The organism is Streptomyces sp. NBC_01788 (genome assembly GCF_035917575.1).
Classification (GTDB): domain Bacteria; phylum Actinomycetota; class Actinomycetes; order Streptomycetales; family Streptomycetaceae; genus Streptomyces.
In genome coordinates, this window is record NZ_CP109090.1 from 5,843,466 (window position 1) to 5,863,295 (window position 19,830).

The window sequence follows — 19,830 nt, forward strand, 5'->3', positions numbered from 1 at the left end:
GAGCGTACGGGTGGCGGTCGAAGGCCCCCGCGGTCAGAGGGCCTCGGCGCGGATGATGCGCGGTACGCCCCGCACCTGTATCAGGTCGCGCAGTGCCGCCACGGCCGCGGAGAGCGCCCTGTCCATGGAGCGCTGGGTGGACAGGAACAGCCGGGCGCCGCCGTCGGCACGCGTCTGCCGGAAGTCCTCGACGGACACCCCGTGGCGTTCGAGTACGGCGATCACGGCGCCGACGACGCCCTGCTGGTCCGTCACGTCCAGGGTGATGTGGTAACGGGTGACCACGTCCCCGATCGGCCGGACCCGGCGTCGTTCGTACGCCGTGTCGTCGGACGCTGTGACACCGGCGAGCCGGTTGCGGCAGGCGGCGACGAGGTCGCCGAGCACGGAGGCGGCCGTGGGCGCCCCGCCGGCGCCGGGGCCGTAGAACATCAGCTGCCCCGAGGCGTCGGCCTCCACGAACACCGCGTTGAACGCGTCACGCACCGAGGCCAGCGGATGGCCGGCAGGCAGCATCGCCGGGTGTACCCGGACGGTGATGTCGCCGTCCGGGGCGCGGTCGCAGACGGCGAGGAGTTTGACCACCCGGCCCACGGACCGGGCGGCGGCCATGTCCGCTGCGGTGATGTCAGTGATGCCCTCGCGGTGCACCTGGTCGAGGCGGACCCGGGTGTTGAACGCGAGCCCGGCGAGGATGGCCGCCTTGGCGGCCGCGTCGTGGCCCTCTACGTCAGCGGTCGGATCGGCCTCCGCGTAGCCGAGGGCCATGGCTTCCTTCAGTGCCCTCGGGTACTCCCAGCCGGCGGTGTCCATGCGGTCGAGGATGAAGTTGGTGGTGCCGTTGACGATGCCGAGCACCCGGGTGACCCGGTCGCCGGCCAGGGACTCGCGCAACGGCCGCAGCAGGGGTACGGCACCGGCCACCGCGGCCTCGTAGAACAGGTCGACGCCGCTGTCGCGGGCGGCGGCGTGCAGTGCGGCGCCCTCGGTGGCGATCAGGGCCTTGTTGGCGCTGACGACGGAGGCGCCGTGGGCGAACACCTTCGTGATCAGGTCGTACGGGCGGTCGACGCCGCCGATGACCTCGATCACGACGTCGATGTCGCCCCGGGTCACCAGGGCGTCCGCGTCGGTGGTGACGAGGTGGGAGGGGATGCCGGGGCGAGGCAGGTCCGCGCGGCGCACCGCCACCCCGGCGAGCTCCACCCGGGCGCCGATGCGTGCGGTGAGGTCGGCTTCGTGAGCCGCCAGATACCGTGCGACATCGCTGCCGACGACGCCGCAACCCAGCAGAGCTACCTTCAGAGTGCGCATGTCGGACTGCTCCGTTTCCGAGACCGAAGTGAGAGGGCCGTGGTCGGCCGGGAGGGGAAAGGGCGTGTGGACGCCCGGCGGGCGGTCCCGCGTCCACGGTGGCGACCCCGGGCGGTGCCGGCAGGGGTGTGCCGGCACCGCCGCGGGCGCGGCCCACGGGCTGATGTGGGCGGTCTACGGGGTGATGAGGCCGGCGATCGCGCCGACGGTCGGATCCTGGAAGAGCTGCCTGATCCGCAGGCGCACACCCGAGCGCTCGTGGATGTCGTTGATCAGCCGGCTGGCCAGAAGGGAGTTGCCGCCGGAGGTGAAGAAGTGCTGCTCGACGCCGACGTCCCGGATGCCGAGAAGCTCGGTGAACAGCTCGGCCACCAGGATCTCCCCCGCCGTGGCCGGTTCACGTCCCGCGCGGGCCACCTGGGACTCGGGCCGGGGCAGGGCCCCCCGGTCCAGCTTCTCGTTGGCGGTGAGCGGCAGCCGCTCCAGGACGACGAACGCGCTCGGCACCATGTAGTCGGGCAGCGCCGACTCGGCCTGCGCGCGCAGCCTGTCCAGGTCGGGGGCCGCGTCGTTCGCGGAGACCACGTACGCCACCAGCCTCTGGTCGCCCGGAGTGTCCTCGCGGACGAGGCAGACCGCCTGGCTGAGCTGCCCGTCGCGCAGCAGGACGGACTCGATCTCCCCCAGCTCGACCCGGAACCCTCGGATCTTGACCTGGTGGTCGAGCCGGCCGAAGAACTCGATGACGCCGTCGGCCCGCCAGCACGCCGCGTCCCCGGACCGGTACATGCGGGCGCCGGGCCCGCCGTACGGGTCGTCGACGAAGCGCTCAGCGGTCAGGTCGGGCCGGCCCAGGTATCCCTCGGCCAGCTGGACACCGGCGAGGTACAGCTCGCCGGTCACCCCGGGCGGCAGCTGGCGGCGCTGCTCGTCGAGCACGTAGAGGCGGGTGTTCCATACCGGCCGGCCGATCAGCACCGGGCCGGGCTCGGGCTTCTTCGGGCACAGCATCGAGGTCACGTCCACGGCCGCCTCGGTGGGGCCGTAGACGTTGAACAGGTCGGCGTCCAGGACCGAGGAGAACCACGCCTGCAGTTCGGCGGGCAGGGCCTCGCCGCCGCACACCACACGGCGCAGGCTCGTACAGGCGGCGGCGCCCGGCTCCCGCAGGAACACCTTCAGGCCGGAGGGCACGAAGTGCGTGATGGTGATGTTCTCGGTGGCGATCGTCTCGGCCAGGTACGCGGGGTCGCGGTGCCCGTCTGGGTCGGCGACCACGATCGACGCCCCGGCGAGCAGCGGCCAGAACACCTCGCGCACGGTCACGTCGAACCCGGCAGGCGTCTTCTGCAGCAGCCGGTCGTTCGGGCCCAGCGGAATCTGGTGCTGCATGTGGTGCAGCCGGTTGGTGATGGCACGGTGGGCGACCACCACGCCCTTGGGGCGTCCCGTCGAACCCGAGGTGTAGAGCACGTAGGCCGGGGAGTCGGGGGTGAGCGGTGCGCGCCGGTCGGCGTCCGTGGGCGGGGCCGGGGTGGCCGCCGCGAGCCGGGCCACGGCGTCCGGGTCGTCCAGGACCAACTGCCGCGCGGGCACCAGGACCGAGTCCGTCAGCTCCCGCACGGTCACCACATGGGTGACCCCGGCGTCGGCGAGGACCTGGTTGATGCGTTCCACCGGGTAGCTCGTGTCCACCGGCAGATAGGCGGCGCCCGTCTTGACGATGGCGAGGGCCGTGACGACGTAGTCGACCGACCGCGGCAGCACCATGGCGACGATGTCCCCGTGGCCGGCGCCGTCGGCGATCAGCAGCCGGGCGATCCGGCTGGCGCGCCCGTCCAGCTCGGCGTAGCTGAGCCGCTGGTCACGGTGGCTGAGGGCGGTCCGCTCCGGGTGCGCCGCGGTGTTCGCCTCGACCAGCTCGGGAAGCGTCAGGGTCGGCACCGGGTGCGCGGTGTCGTTCCACACGTGCATGATCTGGTGGTGCTCGGCAGGCGTGAGCAGCTCGACGCCGCCCACCTCGGCTGTCGGTCCGGCCTCCAGGAGGCGCCGGGTGAAGTGGCTGAGACGGTCGGTGTGCGCCGCCAACTCCTCGTCGCTGTGGCGCTCCGGGTTGCCCCGCGCCCGGGCGTCAAGGCGGCCGTCCGCGTCGAGGGTGAGGACGAGGGCGAGGTCGTCTACCGTCACCGGGCCCGCGTCGAGGAGCACCTGTGTGCTGCCGGGCGCGGCGACGGCCTCGGCCGCGACCGGCGAGGTGCGGGCCGCGCGGACCCGCTCCACCAGCTCGGCCAGGGTCGTCGTGGGCTCGACGCGGAGCCTGAGCGGCCCGGGCAGGCCGGCCACCCTGAGCTCCACGTCCCCCTCCGAGGTCAGCCGGTAGCGGTAGGCCGCAGCACAGGCGAGGACGTGGTCGGCCCAGTCGGCGGCCGGCGACGCGGTGACGTCGTCGAGGAGGATCCCTCCCGCGGACGCGGTCCGCGGTGCTTGTGTGTCGTGCACGGTCATGCGCCACGCTCCAACAGGAATCGGTGTACGGCCTCGGCCACGTCCGGGGTGTCGAGCAGAGTCGCGGTGTCCACGGGGAAACGCCGTACGGCGCGTGCGTGCACGGCACCCGGACCGCCGTGCGCCGAGGTCAGGGCGAGCGCCGCGGCCCAGCCCTCCTCCGGGTGCAGTTGCCGGGCCGCGTGCAGGTAGGAGACGTAGGACCGGAACAGGCCGAGCAGGTCCTCGCTGGTCTCCTCGTCGAACCCGAGCAGGTCGAACGCGGTGCCGGCGACGGTCTCGTAGACCTTGACGACCTGGGCCGCGGTGGCGGTGAAGTCCTCCTCGCCGGCCGCCTCGCAGACCGCCAGGACCTCGGCGACCGCGTCGGACCGCTCCTGTTCCGGCACCACCGTGAGGGTGTCGACGGTCTTGCGGAAGTCGCGGTACAGGCTCAGCCGGGCCACCGGCTCGGGGTCGAGCAGCAGCAGCGCCGGCCGCTCCCCCTGCTCCGAGGCGATCTCGTCGGCGAGCGCGGCGGCGAACACACCGCCAACGCAGTAGCCCATGACGGTGTCGATGTGCCGGGGGCCCTCCGGGAGCCGGCGCCACAGGCGCAGATAGTCCTGCGCCGACAGCAGCTCGTTCTCGGCCTCGGCGGGCTGGGCGGTCTGCCAGATCTCCCGTGGCGTCAGACGCGCGGCGAGGCGGCGGAAGTCGGCCTCCGGCCTGCCGGTGGAGTCGAAGTCGACCGCCAGGACCGTACGGGCCGGGTCGCCCTCGCCGATCCTGCGCCAGCTGTTCGCGCTCATCGTGGTTCTCCCCCCGGCTTCCGCAGCAGCTCGGCCTCCTCGGCCGGGGTGAGCCCCGCCTCGCGCTCGCGGTCGAGACCGAGGCGACGCTCGTGGGCGAGGACATCGCGGACGACGTCCTCGATCGGGCGGTGGGTGAGACCGGCGGCGACGGCCCGGGTGTGGTCGTGGGCCATGAATCCGCGGTCCTCCCGGGGCACCCACAGCGGCAGCGACTTCGGTCCCCGCCACACCTGCACCCCGGCCCGGTCCAGGTGCTCCTCGGAGACCGGGACGAGGTCGGTGTCCGGTGCGCCGACCGTCTTGACGATCAGGTCGAGCAGCTCGCCGAAGGGCAGGCTCGGGCCGACCCCGTTGTAGGTGCCTGCGATGCCCTGTTCGCCCGCGCCGACGATCCACGCCGCGAGGTCACGTACGTCGAGCACCTGCGTGGGCTGCTCGGGGACGTCCGGTACGGCGACGCGGCCGCCGCGGGAGATCCGCGCGGGCCAGTAGCCGAAGCGGTCGGAGACGTCGCCGGGGCCCACGATGAGCCCGGAGCGCACGATCAGCGCCCGCTCGTCCAGGGCCGCGCGCACCGCGTTCTCGCAGGCGACCTTGATGGCGCCGTAGAGATGCGGATGCTCGATCCGTTCGAGTGCCAACGCGCCCGACTCGGCGGGCTCGTGGAGGGCCGCGTCCTCGTTCTGCCCGGCGGTGACGGCGTCGGCGTACACGTTGATGGATGATACGAACGTCCAGTGCCGGGCGCGCGTGCCGAGCACCCGCAGCGCCTCCCGGACCCACGGGTACGACATGGTGGCCACGTCCACCACCGCGTCGAAGTCGATGCCCGCCAGCGGGGCGAGGCCGTCGGGGGCGTCCCGGTCGACCTTGACGAGCGTGGCACCCTCCGGGACGTTCCCGGAGGTGCCGCGCGCCGCGCAAACGACCTCGTGCCCTCGGCGTACGGCATCGGCGGCGACGGCGTGCGACAGGAAGGCCGTACCGCCCAATACGAGGATCCGCATGGTCAGGAACCCCCGTGGGCGACGGGGCAGCCGGTCATGGCCGACTCCTCGGAGGTGTCGGCGGCGCGGGGCCGCAGACGCTCGTACGACACCGGCAGCTTCGCCAGACCGCGGCTGACCGAGTTGTCGTACACCCACTCGGTGTCCGCCGGGTCGATGGCCAGGGTCAGGCCCTCAAGCCGGCGCAGCAGCGTGGGGAAGACGACATGGCCCTCCAGCCGGGACAGCGGGGCCCCCGGGCAGAAGTGCGGGCCGTGGCCGAAGGTGAGATGGCGGTTGTTGGTGCGGGTGATGTCCAGACGGTCGGGGTCGTCGAAGATGTTCGGGTCGCGGTTGGCGGCGGCGATCAGCAGGTGGACGAACGCCTCCTTGCCGATGAGGACGTCGCCGATCTCCATGTCCTGCGCGGCGACGCGCAGGGTGCCGCGGTAGCTCGGCGACTCGTAGCGCAGGAACTCCTCGACTGCCGAGACCACCAGATCGGGCTGGGAGCGCAGCAGGTCGAACTGGTCGCGGTGGGTGAGCAGGGCGTGAACGCCGTTGCCGATGAGGTTCGTGGTGGTGCGCTGGCCCGCGATGATCACCAGGGACATCGTCGAGGCGATCTCGTCGATGGTGAACGTGCCCTCCTCGTCGGCCGCGCGGAGGAGCTGGCTCACCAGGTCGTCGCCCAGGTCGGAGCGGCGCGCCTCGAGGAGATCGAGGATGTACTGCTCGAAGGCGGAACTCACCTGCTTGAGGCGGTTGTTGGCCTCCTCGTCCGCGTACGGGGCACCGCCGAGGATCTTGGACCAGTCGTAGAGCATCTCGCGGTCCGAGACATCCACGCGCAGGTACTCGAAGATGACCATGACGGGCAGGACGCGGGCGAACTCCATCAGGTCGATCTCGCCCGACTCCGGGAACGCGTCGATGAGGTCGTCGGCGATCTCCTGGATGCGCGGGCGCAGCTTCTCCATGCGGCGCGGAACGAAGGACTTGCTGACCAGCTTGCGCAGCCGCGAGTGTTCCGGGGCGTCCGCGATGAGCATGTTGCGGGCCTGGACGGGGCTGTTGTCGAAGAGCTGGTCGCGGAACCACTTCGGCGCGTTGTCCAGGGACTTGGAGATACGGCCGTCGCCGAACGCCTTCAGCGCCATGTCGTAGTCCGACACGATGTACGCCTCGGCACCGGGCGGATGGTTGATGGCACGCACGGGGCAGGACGACCGCAGCTGCGCGTAGGTCGCGTTCCGGTCGTCGATCGAGTGGGTGAAGAACTCCGGGGGCAGCGCCTGCGCCTGCCCCCCCGGCAGCTCCGCGCCGGCCTCGACAGGGCCGGCCTCGGTGATCTCCTGTGTCATGGCAACTCCTTGGTGTTGGCTCGAATCACGTCAGGTCCCCGGCGGAGGCCAGGGTTCGGATGCCCTTGGTCAGGGTGGGCAGGGCGCCCAGGGTGGCGACAGCGCCGATCGTGGCGAAAACCCAGGCCGGGCCCGCGGCCTCGAAGACGACACCGATGCCGAGGACGCCGAGGGGCGAGACGATCGTGGAGCTGAAGATGATCGCTCCGAGGACCCGGCCCTGGAGCCTGTCGGGCACGACCTTGGCCGTGTAGGTGAGAAACAGCGCGTTGATGATCGGTCCGCGGATGTAGACGCAGGCGACGACGATGCCGAGCGGTATGACCCCGGGCACGGTCGCAAGCAGCACGGCGGCGACCGGACCGATCCAGTAACCCGCGATGAACACCGCCGACGGACGGGCCCGCCTGATGATGAACTCAGCTACCAGCGCCCCGGCCAGCCCGCCCATGCCGGCGATCGCGAGGGTCAGCCCGATGAACGACTCGGACGCTCCGCGTTCGGTCCCCGTGGCGATGACGGCCAGGGAGATCCCGGTCGTGTTGAACGCCAGGTTGGACAGCGTAACGCTGACGATCAGCGGGCCGAGCACCGGATGCTTCGCCAAGTAGCGGAATCCGCCGAGGAGTTCCTTTTTGGCACCGGGCACCGCCTGCGGCTGCGGTGTTCTGGGGACGAAGAGCATCAGCACGGACGAGACCGCGAAGGAGATGCTCGCGCCGATGAACGGCAGCACCCGCGTCACCCCGTGCAGGGCACCGCCGATGGACGGTCCTGCGGTGATGGCTCCGAACCAGCGGATCTGGTTCTGCGCGGTCGCCTGCGCGAGCTGGTCGGGCCGCACCAGCTGCTTGATCATCGCCATGCCGGCGGGCATCGACAGACCGAAGCACGCCGCCGACACGATGGCGATGCCGAGCGTCACGGCCACGTTCACCGCGTCCGCGAGGACCAGCAGGGTGAACACACCGAGCAGGGCCGCCCGCAGCATGCTGCAGCCGATCAGCAGCTGCTTGCGGTCCATCCGGTCGGCGAGAATGCCGCCCCAGAAGGACATCAGACCCTGCGCGAGCAACTGGGCCGAGCCGACGAGCCCGGCGGAGACCGCCGAACCCGTCGTGGTCAGGATGAGCATCGGATAGGCGACACCCGCGGCGTTCTCGCCGACACCGGCGAATGCCTCGCTGCTCCACAGTGCCTGGAAGGGCCGGTTGCGCAGCAGCGTCGGCCCGGCGGACGGCTCGGGCGCCGACTCGGGCAGGTCGGCCGTGGTGGCCGCCGGCTGGTCACTCGCCATCGTGCCGCTCCTCGATCGAATTGTCGGCCAGCAGGCCGCTGAGCTTCGCGGCGAGATCACCCACGTGGGGCTCTCGCAGCAGCGACCAGTGCTCACCGGCCACCGGCACCACGGTGACGTCGGGCCCGTACAGTCCCTCAAGGCCGAGCCGCAACTGCCGGGCCTCCCCGGCGCCGACGCCCACCTTGAACACCGCGGTCGGGCAGCTGACCGGGCGGGGCCGGTAGCGCGTCAAGGTACGGAACTTGTCCAGCAGCAGCCCGCGCAGCGCCGGGTTGCGCCGGGCCTGAGCCCCCGCCTCACCCACTCCGAGTGCGGCGCAGGCCATGAGCCGCAGGTGCCCCAGCACGAACGTGGGGTCGGCGCCGATGCGGCGGCCCGCCTGGCCGGGCATGTACGCGTCCAGGCAGACGAGCAGGTCGACCCGTGCCCCGCGCCGCGCCAGTTGGCTCGCCATCTCATGGCCCACGACGGCGCCGAAGGACCAGCCACCGATGGTGTACGGGCCCTCGGCCTGGAGCCCGGTCAGCGTCTGTACGTGGAACGCGGCGATCTCCTCGATCCGCGCTCCGTCGACGTCCCTGGGCTCCAGCCCCAGCACCGGGCGCGTCGTGTCCAGGCCGTCGGCCAGGGCGAGGTAGCTCAGCGTGGAGTCGGCCGCGTCCGCCACCAGGAACACGGGCCTGCCCGAGCCCTCGCGCAGCCGTGTGAAGCGCGGCTCGGGCGGGGCGGCCGCCTCGGTGACGGCGGCCTCGGGCACGGTCTCCCCGAAAGGCCCGTCGCCCAGCTGCTCCTCCGCGACCCGGCGCAGGTGGCCGAAGGTCGGCTCACGCATGAACTCGGCGACGGGGACGACGACGTGAGCCTTCTCCCGTAGCTGAGTCATCAGGTTCAGCACCACCAGCGATTCACCGCCGAGGTCGAAGAAGTTGTCCGGGTCGGAGGCCGACGTCACGCCCAGCGACTGGCACCACAGCTCCTCGACCCGGCGCCGGGCTGCGGACCCCCGGTTGGCGCTGTCGGCACGCGCGGTGTCCGGGCGCGGTGCCTCGGTCCCGGGGTCCCGCTCGGCGAAGGGGTGGCCCGGCAGCGAGCACCGGCGGGCGGTGTCCGGCGCGCCGTCGAGGGCCGCCCCGGCCGCGGCCAGGGTGGGGCCGGCGACGTCCAGGCCGCGCTCCCACAGCGCCCCGAGGCCGCGCAGCAGCCCGCGCTCCTCGTCCTGCTCCCTGCCCAGCAGCGGCACCGCGGCGAGGGCCGGGTCCCACTGGGGGGCGAGGCGCAGCGCGCCCAGCATCGTGCTGCCCGGGCCGAGTTCGACGAACGTGTCGCAGTCGGAGCCGAGCAACGTCGCCATACCGGCGTCCAGCTGGACGGGCCTGCGCACATGCGCACCCCAGTAGTCGGGGCCCGACACGGCGTCGGGGTCGGCCCACTCGCCGGTGACGTTGGAGACCATGCGCAGCTCGGGCAGCCGGGTGGGCATGGCCGAGATCAGCTGCGCGAGACGGTCGGCCACGGGGGCCTGCAGTTCGCAGTGAGCGGCCCGGTCGACGTTGAGCGGCTTCAGGTCCAGGCCGGCCAACGCGTCGCCGTCGATCAGCTCCGTCATGGCCTGCGCGGGTCCGGAGAGCACCACGCCGCCCCGGCTGAACATGGAGACGGTCACCTCGTCGCCCAGCCGCACCCTGCGGGTCACTTCCTCCACGGGGGCGTTGACCGCGAGCATCCGGCCGGGTGCCGTGGCCCGCAGTCCTTCGGCGCGTTCGTGGACCAGGACGGCCGCGTCGGTCGGCGACCACACTCCGGCGAGCGCGGCGGCGGCGTACTCGCCGACGCTGTTGCCGAAGAGCGCCGCCGGCTTCACCCCCCACTCCTGCAGCTGCCGGGCGAGTGCGTAGCCGAGCGTGTAGAGCCCCAGTTGCTGGTGCGCCCAGTCCTCGAACCACTCCGGCGCCACGGGGGTGCCGGAGACCACCGGGGACAGGTCGATCCCGAAGCGGGCCCTGGCGAAGCCGGCGATCTCGTCGAAGTGCTCACGGAACGCCGGCAGCAGCCGGTACGGGGCCGCACCCGTCGGATGCCGCAGCACTCCGTGCCCGGGGAAGAGGAACGCCACCTGTGACAGCGACCGCCGCTGCGGTGCGCGCACACCGCGCAGTAGCCGGGCTGCCTCGGCGTGGTCGCGCGCGACGACACAGGCCCGGTGCGGATGCTGCCTGCGGTCCGCCAGCGTCCGTGCCACCGCGTCGAGCGCCGGCGCGGGTTCGGCTTCGAGCCGCTCGGCGAGCTGATGGCCGTACCGTCCGAGGGCTTCGGGCGTGGCGGCGGAGAGCAGCAGTGTCCGGGCCGACGAGCCCTCGGCGGGTGCCGGGATCAGGGGCGCGGCGGCGAGGACGACATGGGCGTTGGTGCCGCCCACGCCGAAGGCGCTGACCGCGGCGACGGGGGTCCGGCCCGCGGGCCACGGGCGGCCGTCGACGCACACCTCGAAGGGCGACGTGTCCAGGTCGAGCAGCGGGTTCGGCTTGGTGTAGTGCAGTGTCGGCACCAGTTCCCGGTGTTCGATCATCAGCACCGTCTTGATGAACCCGGCCACCCCGGCCGCCGCGCTGGTGTGGCCGATGTTGCTCTTGACGGAGCCCAGCCAGGTCGGGTGGTCCTGCTGTGCGGTGCCGAACACATCGGTCAGGGCTGCCACTTCGACCGGGTCGCCCATGGGGGTGGCCGTGCCGTGGCACTCAATGTGGTCGATGTCGCCCGGCTCGACCTCGGCGACCCGCTGGGCGTGCCGGATCACCTCGCTCTGGCCGGGAATGGAGGGCGCGGTGAAACCCAGCTTGTCCGAGCCGTCGTTGTTGAGGGCCGAGCCCCGGATCACCGCGGCGATCCGGTCGCCGTCCCGCAGCGCGTCCTCCAGACGCTTGAGGACGACCACCCCCACGCCCTCGCTGGGCACCGTGCCGGCGGCCTTCTCGTCGAAGGGGCGGCAGTGGCCGTCGGGCGAGAGGATGCTGCCCTGCTCGTGCAGATAGCCCCACTCGCCGGGCGGCGACACGGTGACACCGCCGGCCAGCGCCGCGTCGCACTCGCCGGTCAGCAGCGCCTGGCGCGCCATGTGGATCGCCGTGAGCGACGTGGAGCACGCCGTCTGCACGGTGATCGCGGGTCCGCGCAGTCCGAGTTTGTACGCCACGCGGGTCGCCACGAAGTCCTTCTCATGGCTCACCATGCGGACCAGGGGGCTGAGTTCGCCGGAGCTGTCGAGCAGGGTCCGGTCGGACCCGGCGTACACCCCGACGCGTCCCTCGAACCGGCCGACGTCGAGTGCAGCGTCGTCGAGGGCGGTCGCGGCGCATTCGAGGAACACCCGCTGCTGCGGGTCGATGTGCGCCGCCTCGGCCCGGTTGTAGCGGAAGTACGTCCAGTCGAAGTTGCGTGAGCCGTCGAGCACGCCCTTGGCCGGTACGAACTCCGGGCGCCGCACGAGTGAGGGGTCCGCGCCCTTGGCGAGCAGGGCGTCGATGTCGAACCGCGTGATGCCTTCACGCCCGTCGCGCAGCAGTTGCCAGAACTCGCGTATGTCGGCGGCGCCCGGGTAGCGGCACGCCATTCCGACGACGGCTATCGCTTCGGTGGGCCTGGCCACCGCCATCGTCCCGCTCACTGGTCGTCCGCCCTTCCGAGTTCCTCCACGAGGCGGCGCACATGGGCAGCGGTGGGGGTGAGCAGGAAGTCGCGCAGCCGCAGCGTCAGACCGAACTCCTGCTTGACCAGGCGGATCAGCTGGACCGCGCCCAGCGACGTGCCGCCCATCGCGAAGAAGTCGGTGTCGGCGTCGACCGGCCCGGCGGCCTTCCCGGAGCGGTTGCCCGTGCGCTCGATGGCCGTGGTGAACAGCTCGGCGATCCGCGTCGCCACGTCGTCGGCGGGCGGCTGCGCGGCGGGCGCCGCCGGGGCGGGAGCCCGCCCCGCGGCCGTGGCCACGGCGGCCAGCGCCTTGCGGTCGACCTTGCCGTTCGCGGTCACGGGAATGCGGTCGACGAGCGCCCACAGCGTGGGCACCATGTAGTCCGGGAGCGAGGCGGCCAGATACCTGCGCAGCTCGTCCGTGCCCGGGGTGGCACCGGGATCCGGCACCACGGCCGCCACGAGCCGCTTCTCGGCGCTGTCGGCCCCGGTGACGACCACCACGCAGTCCTTGACCTGCGGGTGTCCCGTCAGCACATCGCTGATGGCGCTCAGTTCGATGCGGTAGCCGCGCAGCTTGACCTGGTCGTCGGCGCGGCCGAGGAAGGCGAGCCGGCCCCGGGTGTCGAGGCGTACGACATCGCCAGTGCGGTAGAGCCGCTCCGGCACGTCGGGCGAGAACCGTCCGAAACGCCGCCGGGTCTCGGCCTCGTCGCCGATGTATCCGTCGGCCAGTCCCTCGCCGCCGGTGTACAGCTCGCCCACGGCGCCGGGCGGAACGAGCCTGGCCCGCTCGTCGAGGACATGGACGTGGGTGCCGGGCATCGGGGTGCCTATGGGGAGCGGTCCCGACACGTCCTCGGGGCGGGTGACCGTGTGCGTGGTGGTGAACGTAGTGTTCTCGGTGGGCCCGTAGCCGTTGGTGACCACCAGGTGGGGGTGGCGGGTCAGGGCACTGGCGACATGGTCGTGCGGTACGACGTCACCGCCGGTCAGCAGCTGCTTCAGCGCGCCGAACGAGTCCGGCGCGAACTCCTCGACCAGCCGGAACAGGCCCGCCGTCAGCCAGGCGACGGTCACTTCCCGCTCGACGAGGAAGGCGCCCAGCTCGCTCGGGGAGGGCAGCGAGTCGGCGGGATAGATCTCGAGCGTGGCGCCGGTGAGGAGCGCGCCCCACAGTTCGAGCGTGGAGGCGTCGAAGGGCAGCGGCGACAGCCGCAGCATCCGCTCGCCGGGGCCGGTGCGCACGTAGTCGGCCTGGTGGACCAGTCTGATGACGGCGCGGTGGGGGACGCTGACGCCCTTGGGCTGCCCTGTGGAGCCGGAGGTGAAGGCGACGTAGGCCCGGCGTCCCTTGTCGGCGGCGGGACGCTCGGTGCTGTCCGCCGCGTCGGCGGAGCCGGCCCAGGCCGCCTCCCAGGGCGCGACGGCCGCCACGTCCTGCAGTGCGGCGTGGTCCGCCTTGTCCGCCGGGACGATCACGGCCGCCGGCGCGGCCTTGCCCACGATCAGTTCGGTGTGCGCGAGGGGCAGACCGAGGTCCACCCCGACATAGGCGGCGCCGGCGAAGAGCACGCCGAGGACGGCCACGGCCTCGGCGACGGAGCGCTCCACCCCGACGATGACGGTGTCACCGTCGCGGACACCCGCCTGCCGCAGCAGCCGGGCCTGCCGGTCGGCCGCCCGGGTCAGCTCCGCGTAGGTCAGTTCGACGTCTCCCTCGCGGACCGCGACCGCGTCGGGCGAGCGCCGCGCCACCTGGCGGAACAGCTCGTCCATGGAGGTGGCCGGGAACTCCTCGCGTACGTCGTTGACCGCGGCCAGCTGCGCACGGCGCTCGGCGGACAGACAGCGCACGTCCTCCAGTGCCGCGTCCGGGGCGGTCGCCAGCGCCTCGGTGGCGGCGCGGAAGTCGGCGATGAACCCGTCGGCCTCGGTCTGTGTCCATACGGCGGTGGCGTACTCGACATGGCCGGCGAGCGTCGGTTCGGCCTGTCCCACCAGCAGGGTGAGGTCGAACTGGGCGCCGCCGCCGTGCCCTTCCTCGATCCGGACGTCGAGCTCGGAGGTGCTCAGACGCTGGGGAACCAGCTGGTCGTGCATGCCGAAGCACACCTGGACCAGCGGGTGGCAGCCCACGCTGCGCTCGACGCCGAGACGGGCGACCAGCTCCTCGAACGGCACCTGTCCCGCGTCGATGCTGAGCGTCAGCGAGTGCTGCACGGAACGCAGGTAGCCGGCGACCGACGCCGAGTCGTCGATGTCGATCCGCACCGGAACGAGGTTGCCCGCCACTCCGACGAGACCCTCGAGCTCGGAGGTGTCCCGGCCGAGCAGCGGTACACCGACCAGCAGACTGCGCACCCCCGTGGTGCGGCCGAGCGTCAGCGCGAACGCGCCGAGCAGCAGGGCGAACGGGGTGATGCCCAGGGCGCGGGCCGTCTCGGTGACGGCGGCGCTGGCCGGGCCGCCCAGGTCGAGGGGCCGGCGGTCGCCCGCCGCGTCCTGCACCGCGGGGCGCTGCCGGTCGGCGGGCAGCTCCAGGACGGTTGGCACGGAGTCCAGGTGCCGGGTCCAGATGCCGGTCTGCCGGTCCCACAGGCCGCCCGCCCGCTGCTCCTCCTGACGCCGGATGAGGGTGCCGAGGGGGACGCCCCGGCCGAAGTCCGCGGGCGTGCCGCCCGACAGTTCCTCGTAGTGGGCGAGCAGTTCCCTGAAGACCAGGCCCACGGCCCAGCCGTCGAGCACCATGTGATGCGCCGTCAGGACGACGGCCTGGCGGCCCGACGCGTGGGTGAAGTACAGGAAGCGCACGGCCGGCTCGGCCTTGAGGTCGAAGGGGCGCCGCGTGTGTGCCTGGGAGGTACGGCGTACCTCGTCCTCGAAGCCGGCGGCCTCCCCGGCGCAGACGATGCTGGTGAACTCCGCGGTGTGCTCGTCCAGCGCCGTGCGTACCACGGCGCCCGTGGCCTCGTCCTCGGTGAAGACGGTGCGCAGCCCCTCGTTGCGGGCGACCGTACGGGCGATGGCCTCCTTGAGGACCTCACCGTCCAGGTCTCCCTTCTCGACGAAGGCGGTGAACACCAGGTTGTAGGGGGAGCCGCCGGTGATGCTCTCGATGAGCCACATGCCCCGCTGGGTGCGGGACAGCCCGCTCTCGTGAGCCGCCGTGTCGGCGGCGGCTACGGCCTCCCGCGGCGCGGCCTCCACCTCGGCACCGGCCAGGACGGCGGCCAACGGCTCGCCGCCGAGCAGGGCCTTCATCGGGATTCTCACGCCCAGCTGTTCCCGGGCCAGGGCGGCGAGCCGCATGGCGCGCAGCGAGTCGCCGCCGAGTTCGATGAAGGAGTACGCACCAGAACTCGCGCTGTCCGCGTCCGTGTCCAGGACCGCGGCAGCAAGGTCGTCAAGCGTCATTGATCAGTCTCTTCCCACGGGTACGAGGAGTGGTCGCGGTTGGCGCGAGATGCGGAAGCCCTGGGTCAGCCGCGGGCGGCGCCGAGGATGCGGTCGCGGGAACCGGACCCGGCGGCGGACGCGCCGGGCCCGGCCGGAGCGGCGAGGAGTTCGGCGTGGCCGCGTACGGTTCCCGCGCGGAAGAGGTCCATGGTCCTCAGGGCCTGGCCGGAGGCCTGGCTGAGCCGCTCGACGAGCATGATGAGCAGCAGCGAGTCGCCGCCGGCGTCGAAGAAGCTGACGTCGTCGCCCACCTGGTCGTCGGTCTTGAGGACCTCCTGCCACAGGGAGCGGACGAGCTCGACGCGGGCCTCGGGCGTGGACAGGTCTACGGCAGCGGACTGGTCGGTCACGGTTTCCTCCGGAGAGTCGACGAGTTGGATGGCACAGCGCTGAAGGTCTGCGAGGAGGGCGGCGACGTCGCCCCGGTCGTAGAGGGCCTCGATGAAGTCGGCGGACAGCTCCAGCTGCCGGGAGCCGGATTCCTCGGTCACGGTGACGAACAGGCCCAGGTCGTACTTCATGTGCAGGGACGGCAGGGGCTGGATGCGGCCCACCACGTCCTCGGCCAGGTGCAGGTCCGCGGGCATCTCCGCCATGTTCACCAGCACCGCGGACAGCGGCGGCCAGATGACCTCCCGCTCGGGCCGCAGGCCGGCGGCGACGGCCTCGAGCGGCACGTCGGCGTCGACGAAGGCCTCCATGGCGGCGAACCGGGTGGTGCGAAGGAGCTCACGCCAGGTGGTCGCCTCGTCGAGGGGCACCCGGATCATGGCGGTGTTCATGAACATGCCGATGGCGTCGGCGTGGGCCGGATCGTCACGGCCGGGCCACCCGAAGGCGAAGAGGAAGTCCCGCTGGTCGCCCGTGCGCGCCAGGGAGGCGGCGAACAGGGCCGTGGCGACCATGAACGGGGTGCAGCCCTCGGCCTCGGCCACCGCCAGCAGGTCCTCGGTGAGGCCGGCGTCGAGCCGGAGGGCGGCGCTCGCCCCGGACAGCGAAGGGTCGTCGGTCTGCCGGCGGAAGGGGATCCGCACGTCGACGGGGACACCCATGAGCCGTTCGAGGACCGCGGGCAGCCGTTCCTCCGTCTCCTCGGGTCCCGCCATGGTGACCACTTCGCTGGGGTGCGGGGGGGTGCTCAGGCGGGGTTCGGCACCGGCGAAGCCCGCCCGGTACACCTCGGCGATCTCCGCCATGAGCAGCGTGCGCGACCAGCCGTCGCAGACGATGTGGTGCACGGTGAACACCAGCAGCGTGGTCCCTGCGTCGACGCGGATCACCTCGGCACGGGCGGGCGCCTCGTCGGCGAGGTCGAAGGGCGTGTAGCACAGGAGGTCCACGAGCCGGTCCAGCTCCTGTGCGGACCAGCCCTCAGCGGCGGCGTCGAGGAAGCCGGCCTCGGCGGGCGGGGCGTCTGTGCGGTACTCGATCCGCTTGTTCCAGGCGTCGAGCCGGAAGCGGGAGCGCAGCGCGGGATGCCGGCCCAGGACCCGTCGTACGGAGGCCACGAGCAGGTCGTGGTCCACCGGTCCTGAGAACCGCACGACGGTGGGGATCAGGCTCGTGGGACGCAGGTGCTCCACCCGGTCCAGGACCCACAGCCCCTTCTGCGCCGCGTTGGCTTCGTACCACTGGGGCTCCGTGGTCGGCCGGTTGGGCGGGAGTATGTCTTTCGCCGTTTCCATCGGATCCCCCTCAGGAGCGCCGGCGCGCGGTGATGGGCACGTGCTTGTAGCCGGACGCGAAGTTGGAGATGAGCCGCTCGGGCTTGCCGGCCGGCTCGAAGTCCTCGTAGCGGGCGAAGAGTTCCTCGAACAGAACGCTGACGGTGATGCGGGCGACGCTGTGCCCGACGCAGTAGTGCGGGCCGATGCCGAATGCGAGGTGTTTGTTGGGCTTGCGCCGGATGTCGAAGGTCTCGCTGTTCTCGAACACCTCCTCGTCGCGGTTGGCGGAGCCGAGCCAGGCGACGACGGCGTCACCGGCGGCGATGCGCGTACCGCGCACGACCGTGTCCCGGGTGGCGTAGCGCAGGACGTGATTGACCGGTGAGGCCCAGCGCAGTGCCTCCTCGTAGGCCGTCCCGTTGACCTCGGGGTGGGCCGCCCAGTCCGCCAGCACGTCGGTGCCGGTGAACTCGGCGAGGAAGAAGGTGGGGGCGTGCGGGGTGGTGACATTGGCGCCCAGCAGCAGGCTGTAGCAGTTCGCGACGATCTCGCTCGCGGACATGTGCCGGCCCTCAAAACGGGTGGAGATCAGCACACTGAGCAGGTCGTCACCGAGGTTGTCGCGCCGGTGGCGCATGAGGTCCTGGAAGTAGCCGAACAGCTCGCGGTGCGCCGCCTGCAGCGTCGCCTCCTTGCCGCCCGGGTCCTGGAACTCCGGGTCGTCGGCGGCGATGCACACAGTGGTCAACCTGCTCAGCCAGGCCCAGTCCGCCTCCGGCAGCCCCATCATCGTGCCGGTGACCGACATCGGCAGCGCCAGCATGGCCGTGCCGAAGTCGAACGCCTGGCCCGAGCCGAGCGGTTCGAGAAGGTCGACGACCTTCCCCCGGATCGTCTCCCGCTGGCGGTCCACCGCCTTCACGGCGAGGGCCTTCTTCAGCCGGGCCTGCCGTTCGGTGTGGCGGGGCGGGTCCGTGACGGCCAACTGCTGTCCGCCGGCGGGGTCGTCGGTGCCGAGCAGGTCGAGCAGGGTGCCCCGCTCGGAGGTGAACGTGGTGGAGTCGCGCAGCACCAGATCGGTGTCGGCGTACTTCACCACGGACCAGAAGCCGCGCTCGTCGTCCACCTGGTGCCAGCTGAGACCGTCTTCCTGACGCAACCGGCGCCAGATCTCGTAGGCGTCTCCGCTGCTGTAGAGGGTGGGGTCGATGAGGTCGGCTGATGCCGCATCGACTGGGCAGCCGGAGGAACGAGTTTCGTGCCTGGAGATGGCCCGACTCCTTTCACGGAAGCATCGCGGTACGGAGGGCGGACGGCACAGGCCGACCCGGGCGTCGGACGGAGAAAGCGCGCCGCCCGCGAATTCGAAAAGGAGCGGGGGCGAGTCGCGAGAATCGAGCGGTTTGCCGCCCGCGACCGACATAGCTGGACCGTATCCCCTGGCCGCCCGCACCGGGCAAGCGGCGGCGAGCCATGCCTCGACTACTTACGCAACTTGCCATTCTGGTTCCGGGGCACCGGCCATGTGCTGAACCCGGTCGCGTACCCACGTAAGCTCCCGATCCAGCTCGCACACCCCACTTCCCCGGATGCCGCCGCACAACCCGCGGGCTGCACGTTCGTATCCAGAGAAACCCCGAACCATTTCGGCAAGTCGACCTTGCAAGGAGCATGCCCATGCGTTACCGCACGCTCGGCGGGACCGGCATGGAAGTGAGCGCGTACTGCCTCGGCACCATGAATTTCGGCTACGTCGCGAATTCCGACCACGAATCCTGTATTCGCATCGTCCACACGGCCCTCGACCAGGGAATCAACTTCGTCGACACCGCGGACATGTACGCGGCGGGCGAATCAGAAATCATCGTGGGAAAGGCACTCAAGGGGCGCCGCGACGACGTGGTGCTCGCCACGAAGGTGCATTTCCAGATGGGTGAGGGCCGCAATCGCAGCGGCAATTCACGACGCTGGATCACCCAGGCGGTGGAGGACAGCCTCCGTCGGCTGCAGACCGACTGGATCGACCTCTACCAGGTACACCGCCCCGACTACTCCACCGATGTGGAGGAGACCCTCGGGGTCCTCACCGACCTCGTCCACCAGGGAAAGATCCGCGCCTTCGGGTGTTCGTCCTTCCCCGTGGCGGACATCGTCGACTCACACCATGTGGCCGAGCGTCGTGGCCTGATGCGCTTCCGCACCGAGCAGCCTCCGTACTCGCTGCTCGCCCGTGGCATCGAGGCCGATGTACTGCCCGCCTGTCAGCGCCACCGGATGGGCGTGCTGACCTGGAGCCCGCTCGCCTTCGGGTTCCTGTCCGGCAAGTACCGCAAGGGCGACGCCATCGACCTCACCCAGGGCCGCCCCGCGGTCGTGCCCGCGCGTTTCGACCCGGCGCTGGCCCAGAACACGGCGAAGTTCGACGCCTTGGAACAGTTGATCGACCTCGCCGGCGACATCGGTTGCACGCTGCCCGAACTCGCCCTGGCCTTCGTCACCGCGCACCCCGCCGTCACCTCCGCAATCACCGGCCCGCGCACCATGGACCACCTCGACAGCGCCCTCAAGGGTGCTTCGCTCACCCTCGACGACGCGGCCCTCGACCGGATCGACGAGATCGTCCCGCCGGGAACCGACCTCTACGCCCCGCTCGCCTCCTGGCCGCCGCCAGCCCTCGCGAACCCCGCGTTGCGCCGCAGGCCGCTCCGGGACCGGGCCGCGGCCTGACGCGCCACCGCCGGGCCGCATTCCGGCCGC

The 19,830-nt window shown here is 71.8% G+C and carries 11 protein-coding genes; 1 reads left to right on the top strand and 10 read right to left on the bottom strand.

Features of this window, described 5'->3' with window-relative positions; genetic code table 11:
- Positions 1-33: 33 nt before the first annotated feature.
- From OIE49_RS26450 to OIE49_RS26495, 10 genes are all read right to left on the bottom strand, one after another.
- Positions 34-1,314: a homoserine dehydrogenase gene (locus OIE49_RS26450; protein WP_326804433.1), complete on the bottom strand. Its 1,281-nt coding sequence runs from the start codon at positions 1,312-1,314 to the stop codon at positions 34-36.
- Positions 1,315-1,488: 174 nt separating this feature from the next.
- Positions 1,489-3,819 carry an amino acid adenylation domain-containing protein gene (locus tag OIE49_RS26455; protein WP_326804434.1) on the bottom strand — a complete coding sequence of 777 codons (2,331 nt, stop codon included), beginning with the start codon at positions 3,817-3,819 and terminating at the stop codon, positions 1,489-1,491.
- Positions 3,816-4,610 (bottom strand): hypothetical protein, encoded by a 795-nt coding sequence (locus OIE49_RS26460; protein ID WP_326804435.1) that lies wholly within the window; start codon positions 4,608-4,610, stop codon positions 3,816-3,818. Before OIE49_RS26460 ends, OIE49_RS26455 begins: the two co-directional genes overlap by 4 nt.
- On the bottom strand, positions 4,607-5,620 hold the full coding sequence (locus OIE49_RS26465) for an NAD-dependent epimerase/dehydratase family protein (protein WP_326804436.1): 1,014 nt from the start codon (positions 5,618-5,620) through the stop codon (positions 4,607-4,609). The genes OIE49_RS26460 and OIE49_RS26465 overlap by 4 nt, the downstream gene beginning before the upstream one ends.
- Before the next feature lie 2 nt (positions 5,621-5,622).
- Positions 5,623-6,963: a cytochrome P450 family protein gene (locus tag OIE49_RS26470; RefSeq protein ID WP_326804437.1), complete on the bottom strand. Its 1,341-nt coding sequence runs from the start codon at positions 6,961-6,963 to the stop codon at positions 5,623-5,625.
- A 25-nt stretch (positions 6,964-6,988) separates the two neighbouring features.
- Positions 6,989-8,260, bottom strand: a complete 1,272-nt coding sequence (locus OIE49_RS26475) for an MFS transporter (RefSeq protein ID WP_326804438.1) — start codon at positions 8,258-8,260, stop codon at positions 6,989-6,991.
- A complete protein-coding gene (locus tag OIE49_RS26480; protein ID WP_326804439.1) occupies positions 8,250-11,924 on the bottom strand; it encodes a type I polyketide synthase in 3,675 nt (1,224 codons plus the stop codon). Before OIE49_RS26480 ends, OIE49_RS26475 begins: the two co-directional genes overlap by 11 nt.
- Positions 11,921-15,364 carry a non-ribosomal peptide synthetase gene (locus tag OIE49_RS26485; protein WP_326804440.1) on the bottom strand — a complete coding sequence of 1,148 codons (3,444 nt, stop codon included), beginning with the start codon at positions 15,362-15,364 and terminating at the stop codon, positions 11,921-11,923. Before OIE49_RS26485 ends, OIE49_RS26480 begins: the two co-directional genes overlap by 4 nt.
- A gap of 65 nt (positions 15,365-15,429) precedes the next feature.
- A complete protein-coding gene (locus OIE49_RS26490; protein WP_326804441.1) occupies positions 15,430-17,091 on the bottom strand; it encodes a condensation domain-containing protein in 1,662 nt (553 codons plus the stop codon).
- Positions 17,092-17,101: 10 nt separating this feature from the next.
- Positions 17,102-18,232 (bottom strand): cytochrome P450, encoded by a 1,131-nt coding sequence (locus OIE49_RS26495; protein WP_326804442.1) that lies wholly within the window; start codon positions 18,230-18,232, stop codon positions 17,102-17,104.
- Between the two features lie 518 nt (positions 18,233-18,750).
- Here OIE49_RS26495 and OIE49_RS26500 point away from each other — a divergent pair.
- Complete coding sequence (locus OIE49_RS26500; protein ID WP_326804443.1) at positions 18,751-19,800, top strand: aldo/keto reductase; 1,050 nt, start codon at positions 18,751-18,753, stop codon at positions 19,798-19,800.
- Positions 19,801-19,830: the final 30 nt, after the last annotated feature.